Genomic DNA, 4300 nt, shown 5'->3' on the forward strand with positions numbered 1-4300 from the left:
ACGCCAGCTCAGGTCTATCGGCAACGTTAATCAACGTTACGTAACGTAAAACACTCGTTCTCGTATTGCTGAGTTTTGTCTTATTTGAACCCGTTTTTTGTCTTGACAAACGGTACCACCATACCTTTTGCTTGGATATATCCATCTTCTCCAATGAGAAATGCAAACGGTGTGGCACGAATACGATAAGTTTGTGTTGCACCTCTCGGTTCTTCCGAAAGATAGGTAATTGATGAATCCAGTTGAAATTTTTCTGCGACAAGCTTTGCATCACTTCGCGGTCCGCTTACTAAAAGCACAACCTCTATAGATTTGTTCAGTCGAGCGAACTGGTTAATAAAAGGAATAATTCTTGCGCATGGAGAACAATTTGCAGATACAAAAGCTAAGAGATAAGTATGTCCAGATTCTGGTTTCCAAGCAATAACCTGTTCCTGAAGAGTTATACCATTCAAAGGTGGAGCAGCCTTTCCTACAGGTAAGCCATCTCTTTGGACGCCTTCAGCAGTTCCCAAAGAAGCTAATCCAAAGTGACGATATACTAATAACAGCAGAAAACCCTCAAAAAGCATGAGAAACCATAAGATGACGTATGAAATAGTGAAAAGTAGACTCAAGTTATCTTTCCTCCAGTGTAACTTACTAACATTCAAAAGACTAATTTGTTTGTGACAAAAAATTATCTTCTACTGCTGACATGTCTTTCTTAGAAAGAAGAAGAAAACTTCGAGCACTGTGGAAGGATTGAAAGAGTGCTAAGCAAAGTTCAAGTGATACTACAATTATTGCCATTTCAAGAGAAGGTTCTGGTAGTGCACTTGAGACTTTCAACGATAAAGCTAATCCCAATAGACCACATCCTAAAAGGATTGCATTTCTCACAATACTACGAAGTCCAACAGTGTCACTTGCAGTTCCAAAACATCCGCACTTGATATGCATATTGCGCATGGAAACAAAAACCATCCAAAAAGTGAAAATGATCAAGAGAATACAAGATGCTCCGAAAGTTATCGAAAGAACACTAAAGGGGCTAAGGAGCAATGCAATAGCCAGAAAAAACTCAACTGTAGGAATGCTAACAGAAAAAAGAGATACAAGTGTATCAGGTAAACGACTTAACCTTAAAGCATCAATAAACTGATCTGATCGAAATAATTTCCCATTTGCTGCTAGCAATAAAGTTGCAGCAAGCACAACTTGGCAAAGTGCAACAATATAAGATATCATCTCCTATTCTCCTTTATCTTCCTTATAATTCTGGTACATACAATTCTACACAGATTAAATGAAAAACTAGGTTATGATGACTTTTGCATCGAAATAATTTATAACGTTTCATAAAGAAAAACTCGCAGATATATTTATGTCAATGCTATGTATATAAAAATATTGAAAATCATTGATGGATATGAAAAGTTATTCAAACATATGGTCTGATTTTTATGTATTCTTACCCGTAATAAGTATGTTTGAACAAAGCTCCTTGGGTAGCCAGTACCTGAAGGGAAATGTTGATGACTATGTCATGGCGAATTGAGATAGAAAGTAGCTACAATGCCCTGGAATATTTGCAGTCAGATATCAAGCATGTAAGCTGATAACTATTGTAGTTTGGAGTCATGTGCCATTTGTCAAAATGATTGAGTTTCATTCACATTTGGTGATCCATGTTCATCAGAATGGCCTTTTGACTCAATTAGTGCTTCTCTACCAACTATCCCTCCCACAACCATTTAATAAGCAGAAAGGTTGAGCCTCCTTTCGAATGAACCCTGTCCAGTTCCGGTTTTGTTTTCGGAACGTGAACTTCAGACATTTTATCTATTTTCAACACTTGTTTTGTACATTTTTCCCTGATTTGTTATACTCAGCATGAGTAATCAGTTCCGACTCTATCAATTCTCGGAACTCTCTGCTTAGAATAGGAAAGGCTCTCTATGAGACGCTATCCTGAAAAGACAATGGGAAACGGAAGAATTAGTTAAGCACTGGACATTGGACATTGAGGATCACGCCTTACTCGGAAATAAGACAGGTGCGACCCGCTTAGGGTTTGTGGCCCTCCTGAAATTCTTCCGGCAAGAAGGTCGCTTTCCTCAACACAAGAATGAGATCCCTGGCATTGTTCTTACCTTTTTAGCCACCCAAGTACAGGTTCCTTCAGAAGCTTATTTGCAATATGCCTGGCAAGGATGTACCATCGAGTATCATCGTGCCCAGATCCGCGAGGCACTGGGGTTCCGTGAATCAAGCGTTACTGATGGCGAACAGATGCAGGAATTCAGGGAGCCACTACGCGCAGCGTCGCCGCCCATCCAGGCTATGCCAGTACCAATTTACAAACAACCAGCTCCACAACCAGCAATATCAAAGCTGAAACCATACTGTATAAATACTTAAATCCGATTATAGCGCAAAGCGGTGCAATGGGTGCACTTCCACAACTGTATGCAGGCACCTCGGCGATGATCTTTGGTGGTGAAATGGTTGGGCCGTCAGGGCTCTTCGGAATACGTGGCTATCCAAAAATCGATCAGAAAAGCCAGCACGAATACAATGCCTCTATCGCACAGCGCCTCTGGAACGTCTCCACAGAACTGACCGGCGTAGACTTCGCCGCTCTGAAAGAACCACTATCTATCCACTAGATGGAAGCAAAGGCTTACAAATATTCCCCTCCACTCACAAGAAGGCAATAGGAAGGTCAATCCTATTGCCTTCTTGCTCTACAGCAAGCCCTCCATAGCGGCCTTGACAAAGCTATGCCTTTGTGGTTATTATATCTACAGCGGATATATCCGTAATGGATCTATATAGTTTCAATGTATGTGTGGGGGAAACCATGAAACAGACATCTCGTGATCCAGAAGCACTGCTTCCCTTAACGCCAGCGGTCTTTCATATTCTGCTAGCCCTAGCCGATCAGGAAAGACATGGCTACGGCATCATGCAAGAGATTACGCAGCGTACCGATGGCAAGGTACGAATGGGACCAGGAACGCTCTATGGTTCTATCAAACGTATGCTGGCTGATGGCTTGCTTGAAGAGTCCGGTGAGCGTCCTGATACCACGCTGGATCATGAACGCCGGCGCTACTACCGGTTGACCGGCTTTGGACAACGCGTCGTACGTCTGGAGGCCGCTCGCCTCGCGCAACTCGTGACAGTTGCCCAAAGTAAAAAACTACTCTCAGGCCCAGAAATAGCAGGAGGCTTTTCTTGAGTACCACACCACCTCCATCGCCATGGCTTCTTACCAGTTCTGAACGCTTGTATCGCAGCTTGCTACAGCTCTATCCCAGGGATTTCCGGCGGACATATCAACGAGAGATGCTGATTACATTCCATAGTTATGTCAGCGATACCCTGCAGGCTGCGGGACCCGGTGGTCTATTACGCATGTGGAGCCTTGTGCTTTATGATTTACTCACGACTACTTTTGTTGAGCATTATCGATCAGCCATCCAGGCTATAAGACAGCTCTCAGGGCTGGAACAGGAGTCCTTCATGACCAATCTACTTCTTCATCTCGACGTTGGAGCACAAACGGACATTGGACAGAAGCGTCTCACGAATGAAGATAGCATGCTTTCAGTACTGCCATCCGATCCAGATATTATGCAACAGCGGGGGGCGCTCTTTATCGTGGCGGATGGCCTGGGAGGCCATGCTAAAGGTGAAGAGGCCAGCAAGCTGATCACGGAGGAGGTCAATATCCTCTACTACGCGAACCAGGGGCCTGATCTGAATACCACTTTGCTCCATGCAGTTGAGCAGGCCAATCGCATCCTGGTGGAGCAGAATACAAGCGAGGGACGTACCGTAGAGATAATGGGCACCACCTGTATCGCGGCCGTCCTGCACAACGAAACGGCCTATATCGCCAATGTCGGCGATAGCAGAGCCTATCTCATCCATGAAGGAGAGATCAAACAGGTCACGCTCGATCATTCTTTTGTCGTAGAACAGATCCGTGAGGGGAAAATCACGCCGGAGGAGGCGAAAACGCATCCACAACGCAATGTGATTACGCGTTGTATGGGTGTGCCTGAAGTGGCAGTCGATCTATTCACGGAACACATCTCGCATGGCGATACGCTCGTTCTCTGTAGCGATGGTATTACAGGAAACGAGCCAGAAAGCCCTGTCCATTCATGGCAGGGATGAATGGCTCGGGTGCGCGTCATTTTTTTGCGGGAGGCTTGGCAGGAGAAAAGAAAGATGATACACTGGAAGCAGTAAAGAGTGGAGGATGAGATGGAAGAAGCAATGGACAAAGAATGGCGCGATTTAAGCG

General features: G+C 44.5%; 6 protein-coding genes. 4 read left to right on the plus strand and 2 right to left on the minus strand.

Going from position 1 to position 4300, the window contains the following annotated elements; genetic code table 11:
- Positions 1-80: 80 nt before the first annotated feature.
- The gene (locus tag F1593_RS27350; RefSeq protein WP_149404721.1) at positions 81-617 is read right to left on the minus strand and encodes a TlpA family protein disulfide reductase; all 537 of its coding nucleotides are present in this window, start codon (positions 615-617) and stop codon (positions 81-83) included.
- Between the two features lie 40 nt (positions 618-657).
- The gene (locus tag F1593_RS27355) at positions 658-1230 is read right to left on the minus strand and encodes a MauE/DoxX family redox-associated membrane protein (protein ID WP_149404722.1); all 573 of its coding nucleotides are present in this window, start codon (positions 1228-1230) and stop codon (positions 658-660) included.
- 723 nt (positions 1231-1953) lie between these two features.
- Between F1593_RS27355 and F1593_RS27360 the strand changes: the two genes are divergently transcribed.
- From F1593_RS27360 to F1593_RS27375, 4 genes are all read left to right on the plus strand, one after another.
- Positions 1954-2403 carry a DUF4158 domain-containing protein gene (locus tag F1593_RS27360; RefSeq protein WP_268907095.1) on the plus strand — a complete coding sequence of 150 codons (450 nt, stop codon included), beginning with the start codon at positions 1954-1956 and terminating at the stop codon, positions 2401-2403.
- Positions 2404-2429: 26 nt separating this feature from the next.
- The gene (locus tag F1593_RS27365) at positions 2430-2651 is read left to right on the plus strand and encodes an SDR family NAD(P)-dependent oxidoreductase (RefSeq protein ID WP_149404724.1); all 222 of its coding nucleotides are present in this window, start codon (positions 2430-2432) and stop codon (positions 2649-2651) included.
- Between the two features lie 194 nt (positions 2652-2845).
- Positions 2846-3226 (plus strand): PadR family transcriptional regulator, encoded by a 381-nt coding sequence (locus tag F1593_RS27370; protein WP_149404725.1) that lies wholly within the window; start codon positions 2846-2848, stop codon positions 3224-3226.
- Entirely contained in the window at positions 3223-4170 is a 948-nt protein-coding gene (locus F1593_RS27375) for a PP2C family protein-serine/threonine phosphatase (RefSeq protein WP_149404726.1), read from the plus strand. Before F1593_RS27370 ends, F1593_RS27375 begins: the two co-directional genes overlap by 4 nt.
- Positions 4171-4300: the final 130 nt, after the last annotated feature.

The sequence above is a fragment of the Dictyobacter arantiisoli genome (assembly GCF_008326305.1).
Lineage (GTDB): Bacteria > Chloroflexota > Ktedonobacteria > Ktedonobacterales > Ktedonobacteraceae > Dictyobacter > Dictyobacter arantiisoli.

Coding starts and splice junctions, on each gene's coding strand:
- F1593_RS27355 (WP_149404722.1), bottom strand. CDS start 1,230: ATGATATCTTATATTGTTGCACTTTGCCAAGTTGTGCTTGCTGCAACT.
- F1593_RS27365 (WP_149404724.1), top strand. CDS start 2,430: ATGGGTGCACTTCCACAACTGTATGCAGGCACCTCGGCGATGATCTTT.
- F1593_RS27370 (WP_149404725.1), top strand. CDS start 2,846: ATGAAACAGACATCTCGTGATCCAGAAGCACTGCTTCCCTTAACGCCA.